Raw genomic sequence first — 24,791 nt, 5'->3', positions numbered from 1 at the left:
AAGCAATTTGGAGCGATCGATCCCCCGCGCTGCCCAGGTGTTTAATCCTGTTCAGTCAGGAGGATCTTTTTCTTGAGCATGTCGATGAGCGTGGGGAAGCCGTCGCGCTGAAGGATGGCGCGATATTCGACGCGTTTCAGCGCAAGATCGCTGACACCGTCGGCCAGGACATTGACGATGCGCCAGCCATCGTTACCCTTCCGCAGGATGTAGTCGAAACGTACAGGTTCGCCACTCGATTGAACCAGCCTGGTACGGACCATCACCTGATCCCGCGGCATGGATTGTTGCTCCAGAAATTCGAAACGCTCACCCTCGTGACTTTTAAACCAACCCGCGTAAGTGCCAATGCTGAGCTTCCGAAAAACTTCCGTAAAAGTGCGCTGTTGCTTGGCGTCCAGTTGAGACCAGTTGGCTCCTAATGCGGTCCGGGCAATAAAATCAAGGTCGTGGGTTTGATCAACAACAGGAGCCAGCAACTCGTAGCGCCCTTGATACCCGAGTTTCGCGCCCTCGCGCATCGCCTTGATCAAGGCTTCGTGCAGGCGGTTTACAACCTGCTGAGGTTCGGCCGCATCCTGCGTTTCCGCCGAGGAGGGCGACATGATCAGAAGCATGACCACCGCTATCTGAAGTTGCAATACAGATTTGATCGCGCGCAGGACTTTCATATTGACAGCCTTTATAGCAAGTGCGCTAACTGCCATCAAAGCCTGCGGCGAACTACTGTACCGGCGCGCTTTGATGGCATGACTGTTTGCGCTGTTTATCACTCGACCTTGACAGGAATTCCGGCGAGTGTTTTTGGAAGCTTCGGTTTTTCCGCTGCCCATTTGGGCGCCGGCTCGGCTACCATGGGACCCGTTGTTTTCGGGCCCCTGATAGAAGTGAGCAACGCTTTCACGGGGTGCTGTAACATATCTTCAACGGCGGTCGCCTCATAGCCGCAGTGCGCCATGCACTGAGCGCATTTTGGATTACTGCTGTTACCGTACTTATCCCACGGCGTGTCATCCAGCAATTCCTGAAAACTGGACGCATATCCTTCATCCGGTAATAAATAGCAGGGTTTTTGCCATCCAAACACGTTCCGCGTTGGATTACCCCAAGGTGTGCACTGATAATTCTGGTTGCCTGCAAGAAAATCAAGATAAAGCGAGGAATGATTCAATTTCCAATTGCGCGTCTTGCCGATCTTGAAAATACCCCGAAACAAGTTCTTGGTATCTTTCCCCTTGATGAAGATATCCTGCTTCGGAGCCCGTTCATAGCTGAATCCCGGTGCAATGGTTGCGCCCTCGATACCCAACTCCATCGCATAATCCAGAAATTCCGCAACATCCTCCGGAGTCTCACCTTGAAACAGGGTACAGTTTACCGTGACCCTGAACCCTTTAGCTACCGCCAGTTTTATAGCCTCCACCGCCCGGTCAAAAACTCCATCTTGGGCAACGGACGCATCATGCCTCTCTTTCAGGCCATCCAGATGGATGGAAAAGGTCAGATAAGGAGATGGCGTATAGTCGCCAATCTTTTTCTTCAACAGAAGCGCATTCGTACACAGGTAAACATACTTCTTCCGCGCAACGATACCCGCAACGATTTCCGGCATTTCCTTGTGTATCAGCGGTTCGCCGCCGGGAATGGATACCATCGGCGCCCCACACTCATCAACAGCCTCCATGCATTGTTCGACCGAAAGGCGCTGGTCAAGAACGTGATCGGGATAATCAATTTTACCGCAGCCTGCGCAGGCCAGATTACAACGAAACAAAGGCTCCAGCATAAGAACCATAGGATATTTTTTTACCCCTTTCAGCTTTTGCTTGAGCAGATAAGTACCTACAGCTATCTGTTGACGTATAGGAACTCCCATGAACAAACCCTCCAAAAAACTTCAATAGACTGACTGGTTCGCAGACGATAACGGTGCGAATTTTTCCTGTTATTTTTAACCTAGGCTCGATAGGCCCGACACCTTCTTTATTCTCGAAGATGCTTCTTCGAAGATGCCATTCCACTGGGCTCTCGTAAGTGAAAATGGGCGAAACACTGCAGTTCCTTACGCATTCTCAAATTACATAAGCACTGCCGGCAGCCGGAATCTGGATTTTCACCTATCGTGCCGTTCTATCGGTACGGGTCAGGTCGATTCCCTCGTTTTGCGTCAGTATATTAGCACGTATATTTCATAAACTAAACACACAACTTTTTCAAGGTTAAGAACCTCTCTAATCCAAGCCACGCGCGGCCGAGAGCGACATTGTGCATTTCTATTTTTCTGCAAAAAACGTAAAAAAATGGGGCGCCTGAGCGCCCCATTCTCAACTGATTTGACTCAATTAAAAGTTGTGACGGACACCGATCGTGTAGGTGGAACGGTTGCCGGTTGCATAGGCTGGCTGAATGTAGCTAACAGCACCGCCCAGATCATTTGCAGCTGCGCCGTTGGGGTTGGTTATGTAAACATGCTGATAACCACCAAAAATGCTCGTGCGCTTGCTCAGATTGTGGATCGCGCCAACTGTAAAGCTATCAGCTTTGCGCGCTGCCGCCGCGTTGACACCGCCTGCGTGGGCTTTGGTCATGCCGCCTTGCGCCACCAGGGTGGTGTTGCCCCATCTGTACTGGGCGCCAGCGTGCCAAATGTTGCCGTCACCGCCCCAGTTCATCGCGGAGTTGCATTGTCCTGAAGATGCGCCGGCATCAAGTGGGTTGGCCACAAGGGCAGCAGCGGTGGTACATGTCGCGGACCCAATTGCGTTGTTGATATCTTCGTACTGGCCGCTGAGCTTGAAGTTTTCCCAGGCCCATGTAGCGCCAACCCGCCATACTTCTTCTGTTCTCAGGCCTATGCTTTTCTGTATGTTGTTGGCATTGTCCCTGGAGTAACCGCCGAATATGTCAAATCCCATGCCCATGAAATCGGCGTGATACTTTGCAGCGGCCTGACCGTCGAACTCACCGTTTCTACCTCCGGTGTTGCCGTGCCCACCCAGTCCCCCAGGAAGCCAGTTACCGGCGCCAGAAATGCCACCTATCATTCCGGATTGGAGAGGGTCAAGGCTATTCGCATCACCAGGCATAAGCAGCGCGGCAAAGGAGAAGCCTTCTATGCTCGCGGAGTCATAACGGATGGCGCTGTTGACAAAACCGTTTGCACCTGAACCCAGACCGTTTGCGCCACCAGACATCGTACCGCCGGCGCCGTTGGCTTGGAGGGTCGTATAGGCAAACGGATCAATTGTCATACCGCCGGCGAAATCCTTGAACGGCGACTGAACGCGGCCGAATTTGACATCGCCCCAATGATTGCTGGAAAGACCGACCCATTGCTCACGCGGCGTGGTGGCCGAACCGGAACCCGCGTTCAAACCCATTTCCAGGCGGGCGTTTGCCTTGAATCCATTGCCCAGATCCTCGGTGATATGCAGACCCCAACGCGACGAGCGGGAATTGTCCTGAAGCGCTCCCTGACTGGGTTGGCCGGCAAAGTCGACGAGACTGTATTCAGCTTGCACCCGACCAAAAATCGTGACGTTTGTCCCCTGAGCGGATGCAACCACCGGGGCCGCGAGTGCACCAGCAGCAGCCAGTGCAATCAGTTTCTTTTTCATGTGGAAAATCTCCTTTAAAGTTGAAACGGTGGGGCCTCTCACCGACCCTATTTCGGTGGAGTAGTATCCCGCTGCTTGGACCTCTCTAAATGAGAGGGTTGAGAGATTGTGCCTAACGCAACAACGCGTAGCAAGGAAATAAAGAGACTTTCGGTATATCGAAGAGGCATGTGTTGCTTTTTTGCAACAAAATCGTTTTAACCCGGGATTCAGGCAGATGGGGCCTGCGAGTCTATGCAAATTGTACTGCCGAGTCCTGCTGCTGAGGTGTGCTGCCGATAGGCGTTGCTCGCGCAGATTAGCCGAACAATCGGGCCAATTCCGTACCGGGATCCACGGCGCGCATAAAAGCTTCGCCCACCAGGAAGGCATTGACCTGATGATCGCGCATCAGCGCCACATCGGCCTTCGTGTGTATACCGCTTTCGGTAATCACGATGCGTCCCGCCGGAATTCGCTCGAGCAATCGCAGCGTGGTGTCCAGGCGGGTTTCAAAAGTATGAAGGTTGCGATTGTTGATGCCAATCAGCGGGGAATTCAATTGCAACGCCAGCTCCAGTTCCGCGCCATCGTGGATTTCCACCAGTACCCCCATGCCAAAAGCATGGGCAAGGGATTCGAGCTCGAGCATTCGGGCAACCATGTCTTCATTTCGCTGACGCTCTCCAGTCAGAAGAGAAAACTCGCGAAAGGCCGCGACGATGATAAGGATGCAGTCTGCTCCCATTGCCCGGGCCTCGACCACCTGATATTCTTCCAGCATGAAATCCTTGCGCAGTACCGGCAGATTGCAGGCGGCTCTGGCATGCTGCAAATACTGCGTGCTGCCGCTGAAAAATTTCGTATCGGTCAGCACTGACAGGCAGGCAGCGCCATTTTGCGCGTAGCTTGCGGCAATGGCGGCCGGGTCGAACTGCTCGCGCAATACGCCCCTGCTGGGACTGGCTTTCTTGATTTCCGCAATAACCGCAGCTGATCCGATGGTAATTTTATCGTGGAGCGCTTTGGTGAAATTACGAGGTGGCGGCGCAACCTCTGCCTCGTGGCGCAACCCGCGAAGAGGCGTCGCAGCCTTTGCCGCGGCAATCTCCTGCAGTTTGACGGTTAGAATCTCTTGCAGAATATTGGTAGCCATGCCCTAAATCAGGGTAACTTCATCGCGATTTTCCCGATTCGAGAATTCGACCAGTTCCAGTAATTTTGCTTTGGCTGCACCGCATTCAATTGCCACGCGAGCTTTTTCCACGCCTTGCTTCAGCGATTCCGCCACGCCCGCAACATATATCGCCGCGCCTGCGTTGAGCATGACTACATCAAGTGCCGGACCTGGCTGATTATCCAGTACCGACATCAGTATTTCTCTGGATTGGGCGCTATCTTGTACTTGTATTGTTTCGATGGCGGCAGTTCTCATGTCGAAATCTTCCGGTTTAATGACGTATTCAATCACCTCGCCGTGCCTGAGTTCACCGATCCAGGTCTCGCCAGCTATAGTGATCTCGTCCAGCCCACCCTGGCTGTTCCCGCCATGGACAACCATTACATGATGGCTACCCAGACGCTGCAGTACCCGCGTCAGTATCCCGACAAGATCAGGGTGAAATACGCCCAGCAACTGATTTTTTGCCCCGGCAGGATTGGTCAGCGGCCCCAGGATATTAAACAGAGTGCGCACGCCCAGGTCGCGCCGCACCGGCGCGGCATGTTTCATGGCGCTGTGAAAATTGGGCGCGAACATAAATCCCAGCCCAATTTCCCTGATGTCCTCCGCTACCTGGCCAGGCGTCTGGTTGAGATTGACGCCCAGAGCCTCGAGTACATCCGCACTCCCCGATTTACTGGAAACGGAGCGTCCGCCGTGCTTGGCGACCCGTGCGCCGGCGGCGGCCGCGACAAATGCCGCCGCGGTGGAGATATTGAAAGTGTGGGCGGCATCCCCGCCCGTTCCGCATGTATCCACGAGATGAGATTCATCAGCAACTTCCACCCGGGTGGCAAACTCACGCATCACCTGCGCAGCGGCCGTGATCTCGCCGACGGTTTCCTTCTTCACCCGCAATCCGGTTACGATAGCAGCGATCAGCGTCGGCGATAACTCTCCACGCATGATCTGACGCATGAGCGAGAGCATCTCATCGTGAAAGATTTCACGATGTTCGATGATACGGGCCAGCGCTTCCTGCGGTTTCATAATGAATCCTTTTTGGGAATGGCATCACCTACTTCATGCAACTTCTTCACGAGTCATTCATGCGGCTGCCCGCTGCACCAGGAAATTTTCCAGCAACTTGTGCCCGTACTCGGTAAGAATGGATTCCGGATGAAACTGCACACCCTCGATCGCCAGCGTTTTATGGCGCACGCCCATGATCTCACCATCTTCGGTCCATGCAGTGATTTCCAGGCAATCCGGAAGACTCTCGCGCTCAATGACGAGTGAATGATAGCGGGTCGCACAGAACGGATTTGGCAAGCCCCGAAATACACCGGCGCTATTGTGGAAAATGGGTGAAGTCTTGCCATGCATGAGCTGTCTGGCATGAACGATTTTCCCGCCGAAAGCCTGCCCTATGCTCTGATGGCCAAGGCACACGCCCAGTACGGGAATCCGACTGTTGTAGTGCTCGATCAACGGTATCGATATACCCGCTTTACTTGGAGTACAGGGCCCGGGTGAAATCACGATGCAGGCAGGCCCTAACTTCGCCACTTCATCGGGCGTAATTTCATCGTTGCGAAATACCATCACCTCTTCACCCAGCTCGCCAAAATACTGCACCAGGTTGTAGGTAAAGGAATCATAATTATCGATCATCAACAGCATGGACGAAGATTTCTACCCTGAATATCCTAAAAAGCGCCTCTATACCGTCTTTGCACGTTGTATACCTTCGTCGTTGGGCGTAAGGCATAAGTGCGCAGCAGTAAACTTGATATTATCCCTTCTCCGCGGCAGGCAGACAAGAAAATACGCAAGAAGCGCATTCTGCAACGTTTGGGCTTGCGCATAAATCGCGAGAAGCCAGAATTTACCCAGCCTCTTTTAAATCTGTTACTGCCTTGGTACCGCCTCAGACTGCCCGCCCAATAGACGCATAACGGCTACTACTCCTGTATATGCCGCTTGGAGTAGCCCGGCGATTGCGCGCCGGGGTCTGTCCCACCCGCTGGATCAGATGACGGTGAGAATGGATCCCACAACGGTTGCGATTCGGATTGTGTTTGCGGCGGCGGTAGGCGTCGTTCCGATTGTGGCTCTGTTTCGGGCTGGGCCTGGGGTTGGGCCTGGGGCTGGGACGGCCTTGTGTCGGACTGGGATTGTGCTTGCGGAGTTGGCTGCGGCTGCGGCATGGCCCCGCCCACGTCGCCCGGCAGGTAGATGAACTTCCAGTCGCGATAATTCTCCGCCTCGCCAAAGGCGGCATAGCGTTGATGGAAGTTGGCGCGTTTTAGCGGCTCGCGGGCGGACAGGCTGTATACACCAGTAATTCCGGAACCTGACTTCTGGATCAGTCCCCACTCGGGCACCCCCGTCATCGGATCAATAAAAACCTTGCGCAAATGCCGTTTGACTATCGGGAAACGATCGTCCGACAAGAGTTTTTCCAGCGAATCCGGATAGCGCTTGGTCCCGGGCGAACTCTCGTAGTACGAACCAATCGCGAGCCTGAACTGCTCGCCCACAAACATGAGCTCTTTCTCCTTTTCCCGCCGCGCCTCGGTACGCCATAACTGGCCTGCGCCAGCCAGCGCCAAGCCGGTCATTGCCACGATAAACATTACCCAAAGATAGGTAAACCCTTTTTCCTGCAAATGCTTCTTCTGCAGGGCCATGCCACCCGTCTGGCACGCCTCACCAGGCGCCATAGGAGGTTTCATCCTTTGCCTGGTCCGCCGAACCGCTGTGCACATCGTAAACACCGCCTCCCCCATCAGGTGGCGGCACTGCCACCCAGGTCTCCGCGCTTTCGGTCAGGGGATCAATTGGAATGGCGCGCAAATACCGCTTTTCCACCAACTCGGCCAGGTCCTCCGGATACTGTCCGGTATCGCTGTTGAATTTATCGATAGCGTCGCGCATGACATTCAGATCCTGGCGCAGCGCCGTCTCCCTGGACCTGTCCAGCGAATTGAAATACCTGGGCGCCGCAATGCTCAGCAGAACGGCAATGATCGCCATCACCACCAGCAATTCGATCAGGGTAAAGCCGCCAGGACGGAGATTGCTGGGCGATACGACACCGGCGATGCCCCCATTTGCTTCGTGTTTGTACTTCATAATAAATCCGGCATCAGCATTGTCCGGCTCACCATTTATCGTAAGCAATACCATTCAGGCCGATCTGTTGCGAACGCGAATATATATCGAAGACGTCATCGCCTTCCTGCGGACTGTCCGGCGGGCTCTCGTACGCGCGCTTGCCCCAGGTCTCGGCGTCGGGCAACGCGGGATCATCCGCCATGGGATCGCGCGGTAATCGCCGCAAAAAATAGATCTTGCGCTTTTCCGGTTCCTTCATGTCCGGCACACCGTCCACCAGATCTTCCAGTTTGCGTGGATACTCCGACTCTTCGGCCTTCCTGGCCACCCGCCCGTCGTTGACCGCGCGCTTGTATGCATCGATCGCTTCCCGGATCTGCCGCAGTCCGGTCCGCAATTCCTGCTCCTTGGCGCGCTTTACCGTGAGTTCGTACAAGGGCGCCGCCATGGCGGCCAACACCGCCATGATGGCCACAACCATCATCATTTCGATCAGGCTGAAGCCACCCTGCGCTGCCGAACCTGTTACCAAAATCCTGTTCGTCATGTCACTGGATATCAATATTGGCCACTGGCGGCAACGCAATCTGCGCGGCAAGATCACCGCTCTCACCCGGGAAAGTGAGATTTTTGACGGCAATCTGGGTGGTGACCGGCTTTTGCGCGACGATCCTGAACCGCAGTTCCGCAGCACCGCCTCCCTTGCCCAGCTTCAACAGGCGGGTGCCGGAGTTCTCACCCTCATCCAGCGCTTCGACTGCGGTGGTATCGTAATTCAGCTCCAACTCGGCCGCAGGCAGCCCTTCGGCGTCGGCCAGACTCACACTGACCGCAAATTCCTTGCCTGCCCCTACCTGCTCCGGGGCTGCGAGCATCACCACAGGAGAGGCGGTGGGGCGAGCCTTCGCTGCCTGAGACGCATCGGGTAAGGGGGAAGGGGAGGGTACGCCGCTCTTGGCGGCAGCGCCCCCAGGCGTAGAGGATGACATGGCAAGCGCTCGCGGCGCCACCTTGCCAATGGTGACCGGTAACATTCCTATGGTGTTTTCCGTGCCAAAATGAAGTTCGCTCGCCACTCTCGCCGGGCGCGCAATATTGCGCACAATACGCGGGGTTATCAGAAGCGCAATTTCAGTCTTGTTGCGCGTCGTGTTCTGATTGATAAACAGCTTTCCAATCCACGGCAACGCCGAAAGACCGGGAACCTTTGAGAGCGTGGTGCGTTCATCGTCGCTGATCAGTCCTGCCAGAACCTGGGTTTCGCCATCCCGCAATGCAAGCGTGGTCGCAGCGGTTCGCGTGCCCACCTGATAGGCCAGGCCACCCCCAGATACCGGCACTTCCCGCACGATGTTGCTTACTTCGAGGCTGACCTTCATCGATACCTCATCCTGGAGCGAAATGGTAGACTCCACATCCAGCTTGAGCCCGACGTCGAGATAACTCACCGAGGATGCAACCCCCACGTTGGCCGTGGCGGTAGTGGTCACCACCGGCACCTTGTCCCCGATCAGGATTTTTGCCTTCTCACGGTTTTTGACACGGATGCGCGGATTGGCGAGCACGTTGATGACGCCGTCCTGTCGCTTGAGATTGACAATCAATGCGGGGTTGGCGATGAATCCAGTCAACCGGTCGAGGTTGGAGCCGTTGCCGTTGACGCCGGCGCTGCTGATCTCGAAGGGCGGGAATGGAGCGCCAGCCGCAGCGCTGGCTGCGCTGAGCATATTCACATTGATCCGGTCAGGATACTGTAGACCAAGATTGAGCAGGCGGTTGCGTCCGATTTCCAATACTTCGACTTCCAGCATGACTTCAGGATCGGCCAGATCATTCAGTGCAATCAACCGCTCGACCAGGCGGATCGCATCCGGCGTATCTTTCATGACGAAGAGATTCAGTTTCTCGTCGACATGCATGTCCTTGGTTTTGACCAGCCCCTTGACCATCGCCACGATCTGCTTCACGTCGGTATTGGCAACATAAAAACTGCGTACCGTCAATTCCTGGTATTCCTTCTGCTTGGCCGGCGTATTCGGATAGATCAGCACGGAATTCTCGTTGAGGACCTTGTGCGTGAGCTGGTTCGTCAGGAGCAGGAGCTTGAATACGTCATCGATGTGGGTGTCGCGCACGAAAATGGTGGTCTTGGTATCCTGCTTGACGTCTTTATCAAAGACAACGTTGATTCCCGCTGTGCGCGCCATGATTTCAAAGACCGATTTCAGGCCGGTGTCGCGAAACTCGAGGGTGATCGGCTGCTTGAACGCGGTCTTCAGGACGGGACCCATTTTCCCTGACTGCACCTCCAGGTCTGATATCCGCTGCATCAGCCGGCGCGCATCCCGCTGCAGGGGATTTTCCTGAAGAACCGACCGGACTTCCGATTCCGCGGCCGCGTAATCTCCGCGCTCCAATAATGCTTCCGCATGTCTTGTCAGGGCGGTATGCCTGCGCTCCGTGTCGAGCGCGGCCAGGCCCGCCTGCGCGCGTTCGTTGTGCTGATTCAGCTCCAGGACGCGGCGGTACCCCTGCTCCGCGCCAGCCAGGTCGCCGGATACCCTGGCCCTATCGGCGTCCAGCAGCAAACGTCCTGCAACCGCCTCGCGCTGGCGCACAAGCACCGCGCGAATCTCGAGGTTATCCGGCTCCTTGCGCGCCGCCTCTTCCAGGCTGGCCAGACCGGTATCCATCTGACCTTCGGCAATAAGCCGCTTGCCCTCGACAAATGCGTTATTTGTCGCGCATCCGGCAAACGTGGCCAGGATCAAGACAACTACAATGTATTTTCCCATTCCGATCGAGTATTCCCTGCCGTTCCACCCGCGGTGGAAAGCATCTGTTTTGCATTGAGTGGAAGATAAGTGAATGTGATATGTTCATCAGTAACCTCATCCATCCGGTATTGGCTGTTGATGCTCTCGCCCGGCTTGACGATATAGTTACGTTCGGCCAGGGCAAGAAACACCCGCGTCTCGCTCCCGTCCCTGACCCTGCCGAGATATTTGAACTGCAGTGGCGGCGGAGTTGGCTTCGACGGCTTCATCGAAGCCGAAGGCGGGGGCGGCACCCACGATTGACGACTAAAAATGTCGCCTGCCTGCGCGCTGAAGCGCCTGCGTTCCAGACGCTCAAGCTGTAGCTGTTCCGCCTTCTTTTCCTCTACGCCCTCTGTGCCGGTAGCGTCTTTTTGAACAACCCTGTCTTCAACAGCCTGTTCCGGTTGCGGGCCCTCTTCGCCGCTGACCCACTGGGTAGCGAGAAGTGTGGCCAGCAATGCTCCGCCCAGCCATAACGTACGCCCTCTTGCCGCCCGTTTCATGTCCCGCCTCCGCCCAGATAGAGGTTGAATTTCAGATTCACGTCAAGCAACTCGGAGGCCGCGTCCTGACGCTTGAGCGTCACATCGGCCAGTGCCATTGCCGGCACAACTCGCAGCGCATCGGCGATAAAACCGCGCACCTGGGCATATTTGCCGCGCACCGGCAGTATCATTTCATAGCGCGCCAACTTCACATCCCTTTCATATACCATGCGATAATCCATGCGAGTAATCTCCACATCGCGCTGCGCCGCAACCTGTACCAATTCCTTGATCCAGAACGGCGAAGAATCCATTTTTGGGAAAAAAGCGTAGAAAGCCTGCAATCCCTGATCGCCTTGTATTTTGGGGGCCCTGCGGTTTCCCTGCACCGGCTCCGCTTTCAGGCGCTGCTCGATTGCTTCAGCTCTCATCATCAGCACTCTGGACGCCGCCTGTTGCGGTAATACTGCCACCACAAAAAAAACCGCCGAGAACACGAATAATCCGAGGCCGATTTTTCCGGCGGCGCCCAGCCGCTCGGTTTGCCAACGCACCCGCAGCCAGGTATTTGTCAGGAAGTTTCGATCCATTTGTCAGGAAGTTTCGATCCATGACGCCGTAAGAGAAAAAACCACGGGCCGCTGGGGATCTTCCCGTTTGATTTCGTACTTGAGCAGGAAGGTGTCCCGAAGGGCGGGTTCACGCTCTAAAGCGCTTACAAAATCGAGCATCGCCGGAATATTCTTCGCTATAGCACCAATACGAATCGTACGGCCCGCCGCATCCGGCTGAAATGACAGCAGAGCCACGTCGTGACTGGAAGCGTATTCGACCGAATCGAACAGCGCTTGCCACGGCAGGTCGATCTCGCTCATCACCGCATTGGCTCTTTTTATCTCCTGTTTTATTTCACGCCCGCGAGGCCCCGACAATACCTGCGGCGCCGCCTCGCGCTGCACCCGCCGATCCATGCGGGCAATGCGCAAATCCCAATAAGCCGCCTCGTCCATTGCACCCTTGAGCTGATGCAGCACGACGGCAAAGAGAACGATGCCCAGCACCATCAAAATGTACCCCGCCTGTCTTGCCATCCCTCCATCGGAGGGGAATTTCAGCTTGAGACGACGCATCAATTCACGCTGTCTTGCTCATGGGGGCGGACAGGTACTGTGGATAATGCGGCGGCGCAGGCCGGCCATCATCCTGCAACGGCACAACCCGCCAGCCGCAATCATGAGGCAGCGTAAATTCCGGATGCTCAGGAGCAAAAAGATAAACCGGTTCCTCCGCTTCCCCGCGCGCGGAAAAAAGCAGTGCCTCCCGCTCGAGTGTCGCAAGCAGTTCGTCTTCCACGTGATGCCATATTCTCTGGTTGCTGATTCGCCGCCAGGCGCCACCCTCCAGTGAGGCCAGGCAAAGACGGCCGGTCTCGATCAAGGCAAACCAGGCCCGGCACTTGTCGAAGCGCTTGTGCCAGTGATCGAATGCGCCGGTGAGGTAGGGTTCTATTCCTTTCAACCGCATCGCGCGCTGAGCGGCAAGCTCCTGCAATCGTTCGACCAGGCTGTGCTCGATCGCCGCGCACACCGCCCCCGTGACAGGGTCCCAGGAACCCACGCCAAGCGACCATGCAGTGGCCCGCTCTCCGTATACCTCGCGCATTTGAAAGGCAGCGTAGGCGTACAATTCCGCGGGTGTCTCGATCTTCGATTGCGGGGGTATCACCGCATAGCGCACAAAATGATTGGAAATAATGACGGAGATCCCGGCGCCCGTTTCATCGGCAAGCATCTGTTTCAATTGGGCGAGCGCCGCCTCCCATGCCGGCATGCCGGGTGTCTGCTCGCACACCGCCACATGTCGGCCAGTCTGCTTCGGCTTTATCCCGCGATAGGAACGGACCAGGTCGACCCTGTCTGGCGCCAAAAAAATCTGTATCCGGTCACGCCACAATAGTGACACGATTGGCCTCCTGTAAACTCGTTTGCCCATCCCGCACCATGTTCAGGGCCGCTTCGCGCAGGAAGCGGGTTCCGCTTCGCCTGGCTGCCTCTTTTATCCGGCGTATGGGTTCGCGCGCGACGATGAGTTCGCGGATCTCATCGTTCAATACCAGCATCTCCGCGATCGCATTGCGCCCGCGATAACCGCTTCCCCGGCACTGGCCGCAGCCTTTGCCGGTGCGAAAGCGAAACGCGTCGGCCTGCCCGCTATCAATTCCGGACTCCGCAATCAATTGCGCGTCCGGGCGCGCTTCCACTGCGCAATGGGTGCAAAGCAGACGGACCAGCCTTTGCGCAGCGATTCCGTTCAAGGCCGAAACAAAGCTGTAGGGATCCACTCCCATGTGCGAGAAACGGCCGATGACATCGAATACGTTATTGGCGTGCACGGTGGTAAATACAAGGTGTCCCGTCAATGCCGCCTGTATGGCGATCTGCGCCGTTTCCGGGTCGCGGATTTCGCCCACCATGATCTTGTCCGGGTCGTGGCGCAGAATCGAGCGCAAGCCACGGACGAAGGTGAGCCCTTTCTTTTCGTTGACGGGTATCTGCAGCACGCCCGGCAGCTGGTACTCGATCGGGTCCTCGATGGTGATGATCTTGTCGTGGCCTTTGTTGACTTCCGAAATCGCGGCATAAAGCGTGGTGGTCTTGCCGCTACCGGTGGGACCGGTGACCAGCAGCATGCCGTAGGGCTCCGAACTCAGGCGGCGTAAACTCGCCATGGTGACCGGGTCGAAACCGAGATGATTCAGTGTCAAGCCCTCGACGTGGTCGGCGAGCGCCTGCCGGTCGAGAATACGCAACACCGCGTCCTCCCCGAAGGCGCTGGGCATGATCGATACGCGAAAGTCGATCTCCCGCCCCTGGATGGAAATCTTGAAACGGCCGTCCTGCGGTACACGTCGCTCGGCAATATCCAGATCGGACATCACCTTGATGCGGGAAATCACCTGTTCCGCCAAGTCCGCGCCCTGCATTACGCCAATCGTGGTAAGTACGCCATCGATCCGGTATTTGATGGACAATGCGCCCGCTATCATTTCCAGGTGAATGTCGCTTGCCTGTGACTTGTGCGCGTCGTACAGCGTCGAATGCACCAGCCGCACTACCGGACTGGTGCCCTCGTTGATGGTCTTGAGCGAAAGATCTTCTTGGCCCGTTTGTTTGACGCCGTGTCCCCCCGCCGGCAGCACGCTGTCCATCGCACGCATTGTCTGCTCCTGCTGCGCAAAAAAAGCAGACAGATCAGCCGGATGAACCAGATGCCAGGTAGTTGCAACGTCAATGCATTCCTCGGCCCAGGCGCGCAGGTGGGGCGAAAACGGATTGCCTACGGCGAAAATATGGCGCCCATCCCGCCGGAGCACAGCGCATTCCCGCGCAACCGCTTCATTGAAAGGCAATGTCTCGAATGCGGGTGCGGCGGATCGCAGTTCCTCCATCGTCAGGACCGGCATCCGAAGCAGCCGGCCCAGTTCCGCAATCAGCTCGTCCGGCCCATGCTCCCATCTTTCTTCCAGAACGCCGATCATCGAAACACCGCGGATGAATGCTTCTTTGCGCGCCTCGGCAAGCTGGCGAACATCTAGCAAAGGCACCGCGGACGAGGGTTGAGGCACCAGTCTGTCTCCACAGGAATTTTCCTGCTGCAACGGTGACATAGATTTCATTTGTCCCAGATCACTTTCCTTGCTCACTGCTTACCCTGGCAAATGCTTCATAATCGAATCCTTCGCTCACTATTATTGAACGATTCAGAAATAGTCCACCGGAAGAAGAACGTGAAATTCCGCCCGCAATTCTGCTTTTACTGGCGGAGGCTCATGGAGCGCGCCATATCGGGAGCACCGCTTGAAATGCAGAAGCCACATTCTGCCCTCTCGACCCGCTCGAAACCGGCGGCGCGGGACTACGGATATCGGCTAACAGCGCGATTAATGAAGCTTGGCCTTGCAGGACTTGCGAATCCATCCTGGTAGCAGCTTTGTCGGCGATAGTGTGAAGTGCGAGCGTGTAATAAAAAATGGTTCGATCATCTGACTCACCCGACGCTTCCCGCCAACTGGAATATCGGCATATACATGAGGATGATGATTCCGCCGATCACGCCACCGATCAGGGCCATCAGCAATGGCTCGATCAGCTTGGTTATCCACTCCACCCAGCGCGCGATTTCCTCATCGTGAAAGTTGCCGATGCGCTCCATCATTTCCCCCATGAGGCCGGTTCTTTCGCCGACCCGCAGCATACGGCTGCCCACAGCGGTAGTCAGCCCTTCCGTCTCCATTGCACCCGAAATCGTTTTCCCTTCGCGAATGAGAGTAGCGGCAGCCTGCACTCTCGGCCGGAAATGCGGTTGCAGCAGGCCGTTCACCATTTCCAGCGCTTTGACGACGGGGATGCCCCCACGCAGTAACATGCCTAATGTCCGGTAAAAACGCGCAAGCTGATAAACCCGCATACGTTCTCCGACAGCCGGGATGCGCCATAGCTGTTGCATCGCCCACGTCCTGAACAATGGCCGCGTTATGCCATAGAGCATGAGACCCAGCATAGCCGCTACGATCCCCGCCAATTGCCATCCCCGCTCGTGCACGAAATGACCCCATTGAATCAGAAGCTGAGAAAGCCAGGGTAGATCGGTGCCGACGTCCTCATAGATGGCGCTGAACTTCGGCACCACGAAAACCAGGAGAAATACTGCAACCAGCAGTCCGATTACCAGTAGCAGAACCGGATAAATGGATGCACCAATCAGTTTCTTGCGCGCCAGATCCATCTGTGTCTGATAGCTGATGAAACGTGTCAAGGCTTCAGGCAGATCGCCGGTACGTTCACTCGCCCGCGCAGTCGCAACGTAGAGCGGCGGGAACGCTTGAGGGAAATATTCCAGCGCACGGGAAAACGTCACGCCTTCGTAGAGTCGCGCAAGCAATCCATCGATGATCTTGCGCGCTCCGGCATCCTGTTCTTTATCGGCCAGCGTCTCGATGCTCTCCACCAGGCTCAGTCCCGCCACCAGCAGGGAAAGCAACTCCTGACTGAAGTGCGCCAGTGGAAAACGCAGCCTCGGCTTAGGCATCCAGCCGGAAAAGCTGCGCCGGATATTCAATACCATCCCGCCCCGCGCTGCAACCTGGAGACGGGCGTCCTCCTCGCTATCGGCGTCGAGTTCCAGAAGTATCATGCCCTGTCCGGCAAGCACAGCTTTTATTTCATAGCGCATCGCAACCTACCAGTTCGTGATATCCGCTGCTTCGCCCGTACCGCCAGGCTGGCCATCCTTGCCGTAGGAAAATAAGTCATATTCACTGTGCTCGCCGGGATATTTATAGACGTATGGCTTCCCCCAGGGATCAGGCGGCGCTGTCTTTTTAAGGTACGGACCCTGCCATTTGGGCTCATTTGTCGGCCGTGCCGTCAACGATGCCAACCCTTGCTCGGCAGTCGGGTAGTGCCCGGTGTCCAGCCGGTATTGATCCAGCGCCTTTTCAAGAGAATCAATCTGGGCCTGCGCTACTTTCACCTCGGATTTGCCTACCTGAGAAAAATACCGGGGCGCAACATAGCCTGCCAGCAATCCGATAATGACCATCACCACCAGCAATTCCAGCAGCGTGAAGCCACGCGCTACCCGTGCATGCTGCCGGATGCGCCAATGCCTCATTTGGTATCTCCTAATCTACTCATAGGTTTTGCGGAACAAGCTTTGCAGACAACGCGGGGCGCAAGCGTCTTATTGACAAAAATGATTACAGAAAATGGCGAGGCGGCTGAAACGACTGGACTCAACACCAGCAAGGCGGCATTCACGGTGCTTGCAAGCTCTACTGCGGCGGTAGCGCTGACGACCTCATTGCAGAGGTCTGATATAGAAGAAGCAGTAAAAGCAGAACACCCTTTAAAAAATGTGGGCATTATAGCAAAATCAGTGCAAATTGCGCAGAGGAACCGATCAATTGTCCGTGCCATGAACCGGAAAGGTACGTTTCTGGATACATCGGATCGCAATGCACTAAGATGAATTACCCATCCCTTGGCGTATGCATTAACCATTGGCATCTCTTCGGTAACTTTTCCCATGGCGGAATGGCCTACAAATGTGGCGATTGGTGTTCCCGGATACTTTGATTAATAGAGCGGTCCAAGTGCTGAACTTCAAGTTTCTCGCGATAACTTTCTAGCAGATTTTCCATTTCGACACTTTTCATACGCGTGAACGGCTCAGCCTCCAGAATGGCACTCAATGGACCCTTGTCAGCATACCAATCGACCAGTTCGCGGCCTATCCGGTAAAGCTCGCCGTTATTGGCTTCGCAAAGCTTTCTATGCTCGTTCTGCTTTGCCAGCCTGTTTGCCGTATCCTTCAGATCTTGTTCCAGTTGTTGGCGCCGAACGGATAATTCTTCGTTTTGTTTAGCCGCCTCGTCCAGACGCAAGCGTAATTCAGTTTTTTCGTTGTTTGCCGCGTCGATATCTTTCTCGAGCCGAAAGGCTTTAGCTGCAGCACTTGCCGCAGATCGTTTGTGAGATTCCGTTTCGTCGTGGACTTTTTTCAATGCCTCTTCCAACACCGTGTTTTCCTGGTCCACGGCCGATTTCTGCTGCTGAATTTCGTTCAATTGCTGCTGCACACGGCGCAATGCCTGGCGTTCTTTTTTAGCGTCCTTATCACTGGCGCTGGCGGCTAAAGCACCCAGCGGCCCGGAACCCGCGAGAAAAGCTACTGTCGCCACAGAGCACAACAACCGTAGAATCCATTTTTCTCTGTTGCTCATACGGGAACCTTGCACCTGATATCGTGAACAATATGTATTACAAAACTCCCAACCGCGGCCTCTGCCGTTTCGTCAACAACAAAGCGCCGCGGCATCCGCAACTTCCGCTGCCTGGATCGGTATGTCATCAGGTCAGAACCTCGCATTAAGATCCAGGTTGATGGTATCGACGGCCAGGGGCAGACCGCTGATGTGATCGTAGGACATATAGCGCAGGCCCAGCCAGGTGTTGTGCGCCACCCCATATAGACCTTGAATGGTGTAGCCCTTGTGATTGGTGCCTCCCAGGAGGTAATTCGAATCAGTGAAGGCGTCCAGCATCGAATCCCGTTCCGAGCGGCGATAAAAACCCATCACCTGCCACTGATGCCGCTCGGAAATCACGGGGTAACCTATGGTGAGGCGAGCCTGGTAGGCGTTGACTTCCGGCTTGATATTCTGCCCGGTGCGGGCAAGTATTTTATCCTCGTCGTAGCCCACATTTCGGGCGAAGTCCAGGGCGCCGATGACATGGATGGGCTTGAACTTTGAATAATCCGCCACCATGGTTACATTGGCGATACGATAATCCGCCGCCAGCGCCCAGAGATTGGTGGTGGGGTCGCCATCGTTATCGATGTTGAACAGACTGTTGCCCTTTTGCCGGAACAAGGTAGCGGTCTGATTGAACAAGGTATCTCCAAATTCGGGATTGCGGACGCCGCTGATATTGCGGTAGTCATAAAATCCCGCTCCCACCCTGACGGTAGTGTCGGTATTTTCCGGTGTCCATTCCACTCCCGCCTGCGCTCCGTAAAACCATTTATCCCTGGCTTTGACGGTTTCGCTCTGATTGATTTGCTGCAAAGGAAATATCCCGGCGTTAAGGAAAGGTTTAAGGATTCGATCTTCCTTCAGCCATGGGTGGAGATTAACTGCCAGACCTTCAAAATTCAGGTCAACGTCCCATAGCAAATCGGTGTGTACGACCCCGGCCGTGGGTATGGTATGCGGCCCGCTCCTGAGAGTGCCTGTGTAGATATTTCCCACTGTACCCACGAAGAAGGGATTGGGAATACGCCCGCCACTGACAGTGAGCCAGTCCCAGGGAGCAAGCTTGAGGTAAGCCTGATCCAGCACCAGGCTGAATTTACTGTTGAAGGTCCCAAGATTCTGCAGGGTGGAGGTGGGGGATCCCAGAGATATCGGAGACCCCAGCAACTGCCCGGTAGTGATCGGATCATTGATATTACCGGTGGTCAGTCGGAGCCCAAGGTCCACCCCCTTGGTAACGTTGGCGTTGATGCCGAGGCGCATGCGGACCCGCTCCCGATGATAACTGTCGTCAGTGGTATTGCCGATTTGCTGTCCGATTGCCTGAAAATTGGCTGCGGGAGCATTGCTATTGCCGAAGAAATCGGCCTGTTCGCGCAGCCGCATATCCCCCTCCAGCTTGAAGCGGCTAGCCCATTCCGGAACAGCGTTTACATCACCCCAGCGTTCCTGTCTGGCTTGCCCCACCACTTCCGCGCGCAACTGATCGCGGATCTCCTTCTTGATGTGCTCGGGCACATAAGTAACCCGCACCTCGCCCTTTTTCAGTTCGCCGGCTTCGGGCTGCCCATTTTTTTTCTGGGCTTGCTGCTGGGAAGCTTTCGCCTTCTGTTCCGCCTTCCGGATCATTTCATCGGCTACGTCCTGCCTGATCACGCCTTGCTCAACCAAAAGATGGATCAGGTTCAGTGTCGTTTCGTATAAGATTTCGATCTTCTCGCGCTCATTGGTATTGGTATTTGCATGTGCCGCGCTGGCATATACCGCCAACATGACGATGGCGAGCATTAAACGGACATTCATTTGGTTTCGTTTCTCCGAACGATTAGGCGCGCGAAGTCACGCGTATTTTCAGCGGTTGTGGCATATCTTCGGGCGGACCTTCACGCAAGGCTCGCAAGGTCTGCAGCACGCCTTTGAGCAACTCGTCAACCCTTGCATCCCCCGTCTGATCAACCAGCGCAGTTCGCGCGACTTTCCCATCAGCATCAATCCACACTTTCACTACCACCTTGTACGTCTTGTCCTTGAGCGCCTTCTCACGCGCCAGCGCGTCCTGAAAAGCGGAATTCACTGCGTCATTTACGATAGCGTCATACCAGGCCCAGGGATTCCCTTTCGAGCCGCCGATCAGGTCGGCCCCCCCTTTTTTTCCTACAAGCCCGAATCCGTCGCCACTGCCTGTTCCTTCGGCATCAATGCCGAGATCCGGACCAGGCGGCGGCTCGTCGGCTTGATCCATCGGTTCAGGCTCAGGCTCGGATAGCTTTATCTCTTCCTTGACGATCGGTTCCGGTGGTTTTTGCTCCGGAGGCGGAGGTGGTGGAGGTGGCTTGATCAAGGTGATCTGCTGGAGTGAAGGCTTGGGCGGTGGCTTGTCGCTTCCCAAAAATTCCTTCAGCCACAATGCCATCATGATCGCGGCGGCCAAACCAAGTACAACGCCGCACCAACGTATCCATGCCGGCTTATGCTTTTCCAATGGATATTCCACGTCATTACTTGACCAGGCGCTGGGTCACCAGGCCCAACTGCGTAATCTCCAGTTGTCCCAATAATTCGAGCACGTCCATCACCTTGCCGTACTGCACTACCGTATCGCCCTTGACTACGACCGGCAGTTCGGGATTAGCCGCTCTCAACTGGCCCAGGCGGACTCGTAATTCATCCAGCGTCACCGGATAGGCATCCAGAAAAATCTGCCCGCTTTCGTTGATGGTGATCGCCTTGGTCTGCGGTTTGGCGAGACTGGGGGAATTGCTGGCCTTGGGCAGATTGACCTTTATTCCCTGAACTGATGCCGTCGTCATGATAATGAAAATTACCAGCAGGACGTAGGCGAGATCCAGCATGGGCACTACGTTGATTTCGTCGTAAAGCTCGTTTTCTTCCTGAACCTTCATGTCGATATCTGTCAGCGGCTGTAATTTTCGGCAAGCTTCGTAATGAATTCATCGACAAAAATATGCATTCTAGATACGATGGACTTGATGCGCGATGCCAGGTAGTTGTAGCCAAACAGTGAGGGGATCGCTACGCCCATTCCGGCCACTGTTGCTGCCAGTGCCGCTGCAATGCCCGGTGCGATAGCGTTGACGTTGACGTCGCCGGCGGCTGCAATTGCCGCAAATGTGATCATTACCCCCATCACTGTGCCCAGCAGCCCGATGAATGGACCACCTGAGATGGCGATGGTCAGCAGTACCATGAACCTGTTCATGCGCTGAACTTCTTCCACCAGTCCGGCGTCCAGGCTGGCGCGAATCGCGTCGAGTGATTGCGGCGACAGCGATTTATCGATATGTGCTGCATCGGTATCGTCGAAACGATGCGCCAATTCGACTGCGCCAATGTGATATATGCGGTATATCGACGAATGCTTGAAGTCTTCCCCCAGCCCCTTGGCTTTGTCTATCATGGCCAGATCGGTCGACAGCTCGCGGAATTTATTCATGAAGCGGCTGTTGGATTTATCCACCTGGTTGATATAGACAGCCTTGCTGTACATCACCCATATTGCGATCAGCAGCATGACTGCCAAAAAGCCGATCGCAATCCAACCATCCAGCGTCAGTGACTTCAGGATAATGGCCAGGTGTGAGGCTTCCCCAATGCCTTCGGTAGCCTCGTCTTCGCCCAGTGTGACCAGCTTGCCATCCGGCCCCTGCGCAGCCTGGACTGCCATCCATTCCGCGCCGCGGAGCAAACCGGATACCTGCACTTCGTCCATCTCGCCCCTGAACCCGGCGCCAAGTGTCATACTGCCGGCTGGGAATGCCGCAGCCGCTGCTTCCCCTGCCGGCTTGCCGTTTACATATACGCGGAGCACATCCGAAACCGTGAATCCCAGATGCTGCCACTGGTCTGCGCTCAGCGCCGCACTGGAAACCACCTTTGCACTGCCTGACTGTACCGTGACCAGGCCGCCTTCCAGCGATATATTCAAGCCATCCGACTGGAACAGGACGCCACCCAGCGAAGAAGGCTTGATCCATACTGCAAAGCTGTACCCGGTGCTGGCATTCATGGCTGGGAGCGTCATGCTCTGGGAACCATCGAATCGTGCGCCCCCATTCGAGAAAGAAGCGGCAACGTGCTGCGCCGAAGATTGGGCATGCAAACCATTTGGCCCACTGTCCTGAGGATTTCCTTCCGGTTCCGCAAGATGATATACAGCACTGGCGGCGTCGTAGGTCGCCTTGGGGTCCGCCGCGGTTGACGCATTCTCGTTACCGAAATAAAGAAAGATTTCCGTCTGGGGTAAGAGCGAGGGTACTTTCACCCAGATCAGCGCCAGCTCATTCACGACATCCCATTTTTCAAAATGGAATTTCAGCTCAGTCTTGTCATCCGCTGCGACCAGGCGCAAGTCGCTGCCGTTATCATTCGCTGAGAAAAAATCGAAATTTCCTGTATGCAGCCGTATGAGTACCGGCGCATCCGCCACTTGGCTGGCTGGACCAGCCAACGTGATTTTCTTGCGGGCTGTCCATTCTTCGTTCCACCAGGCATGGCTGGAAAGGGAAAACGTACACATTACCAAAGCAAGGAGAGATGCAAAGAGGCGCATGGCTATCGATCTGAATAAATTAGACGCGATTATCCATGCCTCTTATTACAGCCATTAGCTGGGGGCATGATCCGAATGGATCATCGCGTGATGCCTGGAAGATAGGAAATGGTGAAGGTGCCGGGATCCAACGTCAGCGGTATCGCGACTGGGTAATCGGATGAGCGGCCCTGATCGGTAATGCCTATGCCGGTCTGGTCGGTTTGGCGCAGGATATATATGTATCCGAAGCGGGGCTGTAATATCGGATGATGAAAACGGCTTATCAATTTTACGTATCGTTGGCAGGATGCCATGCCGATCTGAAGGTGAAATCTGCGGAAATCAGGCCGGCAAAGCCCGCTACCCACATTCGAGAGCCTCCATTACCTCCCATCCATCGTCTGATTTTCAGGTTTAACAAAACTCTCATCAAAATGAAAAAGAAAGCCGGTAAGGTTTGTGCTTTGATTCTGGATCCGCTTGAAACCTTCCATTTGCAAAATGAGAGGTCCCCATGCTTCCACGAACTTCTTTGCTGCGCACCCTGATACCTTCCGTTCTGGTATCCGCACTTTCCCTGATTGCCATCAGTCCTGCCAGCGAAAACGATGGCGAACCTAGCAGAAACAACCGGCATAACGATTCCGGAAGCCGCAATAACATTGAACTTGGTCCTCGACCTTTCTTCCTCGTCAACGACATGGAACCGGGCGAGCTCAAGAGCAAGCTAGAGAGTTGCGACAACGGTCCATTCAACAAGACTTATTTCTCCATCGGGCACCGCGGCGCCGCACTGCAGTTCCCGGAGCACACGAAAGAATCCTACCAGGCGGCCGCACGCATGGGAGCGGGCATCGTAGAGTGCGACGTCACGTTCACGAACGACAGGGAACTCGTTTGCCGACATTCGCAATGCGATCTTCATACGACAACCAATATTCTTGCTACAGAATTAGCTGGAAAATGCACCAGGCCTTTTGCGCCCGCTCACTTTGATAATGTCGGAAAGCTGATTCAGGAGGCTTCGGCGCAGTGCTGTACCAGCGATCTCACGGTGCAGGAGTTCAAAAGCCTGAGGGGCAGGATGGACGCCGCTAATCCCGCGGCAAGGAGCGTTACCGAATATTTGGGTGGCATCCCGGCATGGCGCCCGGACCTTTATGCCGGCCCCACCAGCGGCACACTGCTCACCCATAAGGAAAGCATTCAACTGTTCAAGGAGCTTGGCGTAAAAATGACGCCCGAGCTCAAGAGCGCCGACGTAACAATGCCTTATGACAGCGACGGCGACGGGGTGGGCGACTACACTCAGCACGCCTACGCCCAACAGATGATCGACGAATACAAAGCTGCGGATGTCTCCCCCAGGGATGTCTACCCGCAATCGTTCGACATCCGCGACGTGCGCTACTGGATTGCCAACGAACCCGATTTCGGCAAGCAGGCCGTATATCTTGATAATGCCAATGTCACTGCCGATCTGCCTCACGCTGCACAACTGGCTGCCTACAGGACCGAGGGCATCAATATCGTCGGTCCCCCTCTGTTTGCACTGCTGGAGACCGATGGCAACGGCAATATCGTAGCCTCCAGGTATGCCAGGGAAGCCCGGTCTGCCGGACTCGACATTATCACCTGGACGCTAGAGCGTTCCGGCATTCTGGCTGACGGCAACAACGGATTTTATTATCAGACTTTCGATTCCGCTATCAGGCGCGAAGGCGACGTGATGAAGGTCCTGAATGTTCTGCACAGGGATATTGGCGTCCTGGGCGTCTTCACCGACTGGCCCGCCACCGTAACCTACTATGCCAACTGTATGGCCCCGAAATAAATCATGAGCACGCCGGGCAGAGTCAATGCCTTGCAGGAGCGCCTCTTCCGGCTTCCGCCCGCACGGGCTCGAAATCAGGCACCAGGACTTTTTGCGCAACCCGACGCCAGGCCTTGCAGAACATCGGCTTGACTCCCATCCGAACATCTCTCAATCACCTCACGATCACCTCAGCCGGAATAACGCCGGGTTCACGTTTTCATTTGCCAGATATCAGCCCAACGCCCACCTGCCCTGATGCCGGTTATCGGGGCAGATATTCCGGTTATGCCGGCTCTCTGTTTGGTCTGTTCGGATCAAGGTTTGCCTGATCGCGAATACAACTCCTGTAGCACAAGCTCATGAAAATAGGCTCGCTCACGCAACCTCATGCGTGAAAGACGCACATTCGACTTTATCGCACCCG

At 55.4% G+C, this 24,791-nt stretch carries 24 protein-coding genes; 2 read left to right on the top strand and 22 right to left on the bottom strand.

Translation table 11 applies throughout. The annotated features are described in order from the left end of the window. Positions 1-41 precede the first annotated feature (41 nt). From CRO05_RS03650 to gspG, 17 genes are all read right to left on the bottom strand, one after another. The gene (locus CRO05_RS03650; protein ID WP_235001277.1) at positions 42-707 is read right to left on the bottom strand and encodes an HpnM family protein; all 666 of its coding nucleotides are present in this window, start codon (positions 705-707) and stop codon (positions 42-44) included. 62 nt (positions 708-769) lie between these two features. Then, complete coding sequence (gene hpnH / locus CRO05_RS03645) at positions 770-1,876, bottom strand: adenosyl-hopene transferase HpnH (protein WP_097065855.1); 1,107 nt, start codon at positions 1,874-1,876, stop codon at positions 770-772. A gap of 466 nt (positions 1,877-2,342) precedes the next feature. Then, positions 2,343-3,617, bottom strand: coding sequence for a porin (locus tag CRO05_RS03640; protein WP_097065854.1), 1,275 nt, complete (start codon positions 3,615-3,617; stop codon positions 2,343-2,345). 298 nt (positions 3,618-3,915) lie between these two features. After that, complete coding sequence (gene trpC / locus CRO05_RS03635) at positions 3,916-4,752, bottom strand: indole-3-glycerol phosphate synthase TrpC (RefSeq protein ID WP_097065853.1); 837 nt, start codon at positions 4,750-4,752, stop codon at positions 3,916-3,918. Between the two features lie 3 nt (positions 4,753-4,755). Further along, the gene (trpD, locus tag CRO05_RS03630; protein WP_097065852.1) at positions 4,756-5,808 is read right to left on the bottom strand and encodes an anthranilate phosphoribosyltransferase; all 1,053 of its coding nucleotides are present in this window, start codon (positions 5,806-5,808) and stop codon (positions 4,756-4,758) included. 57 nt (positions 5,809-5,865) lie between these two features. After that, entirely contained in the window at positions 5,866-6,441 is a 576-nt protein-coding gene (locus CRO05_RS03625; protein WP_097065851.1) for an aminodeoxychorismate/anthranilate synthase component II, read from the bottom strand. Between the two features lie 281 nt (positions 6,442-6,722). Beyond that, positions 6,723-7,496 (bottom strand): type II secretion system protein, encoded by a 774-nt coding sequence (locus CRO05_RS15675; protein ID WP_181319731.1) that lies wholly within the window; start codon positions 7,494-7,496, stop codon positions 6,723-6,725. Further along, positions 7,471-7,896: a type II secretion system protein gene (locus CRO05_RS03615; RefSeq protein WP_097066647.1), complete on the bottom strand. Its 426-nt coding sequence runs from the start codon at positions 7,894-7,896 to the stop codon at positions 7,471-7,473. Before CRO05_RS03615 ends, CRO05_RS15675 begins: the two co-directional genes overlap by 26 nt. A gap of 28 nt (positions 7,897-7,924) precedes the next feature. Then, entirely contained in the window at positions 7,925-8,425 is a 501-nt protein-coding gene (locus CRO05_RS03610; protein WP_097065850.1) for a type II secretion system protein, read from the bottom strand. A gap of 1 nt (position 8,426) precedes the next feature. Further along, positions 8,427-10,673, bottom strand: coding sequence for a secretin and TonB N-terminal domain-containing protein (locus CRO05_RS03605; RefSeq protein ID WP_235001276.1), 2,247 nt, complete (start codon positions 10,671-10,673; stop codon positions 8,427-8,429). Then, positions 10,655-11,200 carry a secretion system X translation initiation factor gene (locus CRO05_RS03600; protein ID WP_097065848.1) on the bottom strand — a complete coding sequence of 182 codons (546 nt, stop codon included), beginning with the start codon at positions 11,198-11,200 and terminating at the stop codon, positions 10,655-10,657. The genes CRO05_RS03605 and CRO05_RS03600 overlap by 19 nt, the downstream gene beginning before the upstream one ends. Beyond that, entirely contained in the window at positions 11,197-11,772 is a 576-nt protein-coding gene (locus CRO05_RS03595; RefSeq protein WP_097065847.1) for a hypothetical protein, read from the bottom strand. The genes CRO05_RS03600 and CRO05_RS03595 overlap by 4 nt, the downstream gene beginning before the upstream one ends. 3 nt (positions 11,773-11,775) lie before the next feature. Beyond that, a complete protein-coding gene (locus CRO05_RS03590; RefSeq protein ID WP_097065846.1) occupies positions 11,776-12,312 on the bottom strand; it encodes a fimbrial assembly protein in 537 nt (178 codons plus the stop codon). A gap of 4 nt (positions 12,313-12,316) precedes the next feature. Continuing rightward, on the bottom strand, positions 12,317-13,144 hold the full coding sequence (locus CRO05_RS03585; protein ID WP_097065845.1) for a hypothetical protein: 828 nt from the start codon (positions 13,142-13,144) through the stop codon (positions 12,317-12,319). Then, positions 13,125-14,849: a GspE/PulE family protein gene (locus CRO05_RS03580; RefSeq protein ID WP_097065844.1), complete on the bottom strand. Its 1,725-nt coding sequence runs from the start codon at positions 14,847-14,849 to the stop codon at positions 13,125-13,127. Before CRO05_RS03580 ends, CRO05_RS03585 begins: the two co-directional genes overlap by 20 nt. 380 nt (positions 14,850-15,229) lie before the next feature. Continuing rightward, positions 15,230-16,414: a type II secretion system F family protein gene (locus CRO05_RS03575; protein ID WP_097065843.1), complete on the bottom strand. Its 1,185-nt coding sequence runs from the start codon at positions 16,412-16,414 to the stop codon at positions 15,230-15,232. A gap of 6 nt (positions 16,415-16,420) precedes the next feature. Continuing rightward, positions 16,421-16,855 carry a type II secretion system major pseudopilin GspG gene (gene gspG / locus CRO05_RS03570; RefSeq protein WP_097065842.1) on the bottom strand — a complete coding sequence of 145 codons (435 nt, stop codon included), beginning with the start codon at positions 16,853-16,855 and terminating at the stop codon, positions 16,421-16,423. Positions 16,856-16,936: 81 nt separating this feature from the next. Here gspG and CRO05_RS03565 point away from each other — a divergent pair, with 81 nt between their 5' ends. Next, on the top strand, positions 16,937-17,212 hold the full coding sequence (locus tag CRO05_RS03565) for a hypothetical protein (protein WP_143860882.1): 276 nt from the start codon (positions 16,937-16,939) through the stop codon (positions 17,210-17,212). Positions 17,213-17,282: 70 nt separating this feature from the next. On the opposite strand, the gene CRO05_RS03560 is transcribed toward CRO05_RS03565, so the two are convergent. The 5 genes from CRO05_RS03560 to CRO05_RS03540 all read right to left on the bottom strand — a co-directional run bounded on the left by CRO05_RS03560 (position 17,283) and on the right by CRO05_RS03540 (position 22,536). Beyond that, positions 17,283-17,822, bottom strand: coding sequence for a DNA repair protein (locus tag CRO05_RS03560; protein WP_235001275.1), 540 nt, complete (start codon positions 17,820-17,822; stop codon positions 17,283-17,285). 276 nt (positions 17,823-18,098) lie between these two features. After that, positions 18,099-19,802, bottom strand: coding sequence for a putative porin (locus tag CRO05_RS03555; protein WP_097065839.1), 1,704 nt, complete (start codon positions 19,800-19,802; stop codon positions 18,099-18,101). Positions 19,803-19,824: 22 nt separating this feature from the next. Beyond that, positions 19,825-20,481, bottom strand: a complete 657-nt coding sequence (locus CRO05_RS03550; RefSeq protein ID WP_235001274.1) for an energy transducer TonB — start codon at positions 20,479-20,481, stop codon at positions 19,825-19,827. A 16-nt stretch (positions 20,482-20,497) separates the two neighbouring features. Then, a complete protein-coding gene (locus tag CRO05_RS03545; protein WP_097065838.1) occupies positions 20,498-20,902 on the bottom strand; it encodes a biopolymer transporter ExbD in 405 nt (134 codons plus the stop codon). Positions 20,903-20,913: 11 nt separating this feature from the next. Further along, positions 20,914-22,536, bottom strand: coding sequence for a DUF2341 domain-containing protein (locus CRO05_RS03540; RefSeq protein WP_235001273.1), 1,623 nt, complete (start codon positions 22,534-22,536; stop codon positions 20,914-20,916). A gap of 529 nt (positions 22,537-23,065) precedes the next feature. Between CRO05_RS03540 and CRO05_RS03530 the strand changes: the two genes are divergently transcribed. Further along, positions 23,066-24,385, top strand: a complete 1,320-nt coding sequence (locus CRO05_RS03530) for a glycerophosphodiester phosphodiesterase family protein (protein ID WP_097065835.1) — start codon at positions 23,066-23,068, stop codon at positions 24,383-24,385. The last annotated feature ends 406 nt before the right edge of the window (positions 24,386-24,791 follow it).

The sequence above is a fragment of the Nitrosovibrio sp. Nv4 genome, from assembly GCF_900215485.1.
Taxonomy (GTDB): domain Bacteria; phylum Pseudomonadota; class Gammaproteobacteria; order Burkholderiales; family Nitrosomonadaceae; genus Nitrosospira.
This window is presented reverse-complemented; position numbering and strand designations above follow the sequence as displayed.